Origin of the sequence: Mucilaginibacter flavus (assembly GCF_030409315.1) — a bacterium.
In the GTDB taxonomy this organism is placed as follows: Bacteria; Bacteroidota; Bacteroidia; order Sphingobacteriales; family Sphingobacteriaceae; genus Mucilaginibacter; species Mucilaginibacter flavus.
The window spans coordinates 1-2,026 of record NZ_JAUFPS010000061.1; the positions used below are offsets into that span (position 1 = coordinate 1).

Here is a 2,026-nt window from a genome sequence, read left to right on the forward strand (position 1 = left end):
CAAAGAGTTCCCCGATGGCTATCTGTACAGCCAATTTTGCTTTTATTATAACCAGTGGAAAGCCAGGGTCAACCCGACCATGCACATGGATCACAAAGTCGGCGACAAGTTATACGTTGATTTTGCCGGTGAAAAGATGAGCATTACAGACAAAGATACCGGCGAGATAACGCCTGTAGAGGTCTTTGTAGCTATCTTGGGTGCCAGCCAGTTAACCTACGTTGAGGCCGTTATGAGCCAGCAAAAGGAAGACTTTATAGCGGCCTGCGAGAATACCCTGCACTTTATTGGCGGCGTTCCCGCCGCCATTGTACCGGATAACCTGAAGGCAGCCGTAACTAAAAGCAGCCGCTATGAACCTACACTGAACGAAACGTTTGAAGACTTTGCCGATCATTACGGGACTACTATACTACCAGCGCGGGCGTACCGCCCGCGTGACAAGGCATTGGTAGAGGGTGCCGTTAAGATCATTTATACCAAGATCTATGCACCTTTAAATAAACAGGTATGTCATTCTTTAGCAGAGCTTAATACGGCTATTTGGCAAGCCCTGGAAGTCCACAACAGCCAGTTGCTTAAAGGCCGCAATTACAGCCGGAAGCTACAGTTTGAAGAGATCGAGCGCCAAACCCTTGCTCCGCTGCCTGTTCTGCGTTACCAGTTTAAAAAGCAGTTCCAGGCCAGGGTGATCAAGAACGGCCACGTTAACCTTGGCCCGGACAAGCACTATTACAGCGTCCCTTACCGCTATATCGGCAAACGGGTCAAGCTGTTATACTCGCGCACCATTGTAGAGATCTACTCCAACTATGAGCGTATCGCATTGCACCCTCGCAATAAAAATCCTTATGGTTATACCACTGACAAAGAGCACATGGCCAGTACTCACCGCTTTAAAAGTGACTGGACACCAGATATGTTCCTGGATTGGGCGGCTTCTATTCACGAAGATGTAAGGCTGTATATTCTCCAGATACTGGAGCGTAAGCAACACCCAGAACAGGCTTATAAATCCTGCCTAGGTGTACTTGGCTTTGCTAAAAAAGCAGGGAACGAAAGACTGACTATTGCCTGCCAACGGGCATTAAGTTATGGCGTGTATAACTATAAAACGATACAAACCATACTGGAAAACAAGATGGATAACTACGAGGAAAGCTTATTTGCCGATGAACTGCCTATGCCTAACCATGATAATATCCGGGGAAAAGACTATTACAAATAACCATTAAACAACAAATAACATGAACACAAGCACCTTAGACAAACTGCGGAAGATGAAGTTCTTCGGCATGTTCCATGCCTTCAAAAGCAGCATGGAAACCGGTAAAACAAATGATTATACAGCGGACGAACTGCTGGCTCACCTGGTGGAAGCGGAATGGGACGACCGGCAAAACAGGCGTATCGAACGCACGATCCTTTATGCCAGGTTCCGCTATAAAGCCGCTATAGAGGACGTTCATTACCATGCCGACAGAAGTATTGACCGCAACCAGATCATGCGCCTTGCAGACTGCACCTTCATTGACCGCAATGAAAACATACTGGTTACCGGCAGTACCGGTATCGGTAAAAGCTATGTGGCTTCTGCTATCGGCTATCAGGCCTGTATGCTGGGCTACAGGGTGTTTTATGCCAGCACACCTAAGCTATTCGCTAAACTGAAGATGGCTAAGGCAGACGGCTCCTATATCAAGGAACTCGCTAAACTGGAAAGGACACAGCTGCTCATACTGGATGACTTCGGTATCCAGCCTTTTGATGCACAAAGCAGGGCTGCGCTAATGGAACTGATCGAAGATCGGCATGGCAAGACCTCGCTGATCATAACCTCACAGCTACCGGTAAGCAAATGGTTTGAAGTGATCGGTGAAAAAACGGTTGCTGATGCGATCCTGGACCGGATCGTACATGATGCGCATCGTATCGAGCTAAAGGGGGAATCTATGAGAAGAAAACGTAGTATTGAACCAGAAAACAGCCACTAATGAAATTACCTTTTAAATAACTATTTTTGTAC

At 46.9% G+C, this 2,026-nt stretch carries 2 protein-coding genes; both read left to right on the top strand.

Annotated elements, in window-relative coordinates; translation table 11 throughout:
* The coding region (gene istA / locus QWZ17_RS23330) for an IS21 family transposase (RefSeq protein WP_290307732.1) at positions 1-1,228 on the top strand (1,228 nt) is incomplete at its 5' end.
* A gap of 19 nt (positions 1,229-1,247) precedes the next feature.
* Positions 1,248-1,994 (top strand): IS21-like element helper ATPase IstB, encoded by a 747-nt coding sequence (gene istB / locus QWZ17_RS23335; protein WP_290307733.1) that lies wholly within the window; start codon positions 1,248-1,250, stop codon positions 1,992-1,994.
* Positions 1,995-2,026: the final 32 nt, after the last annotated feature.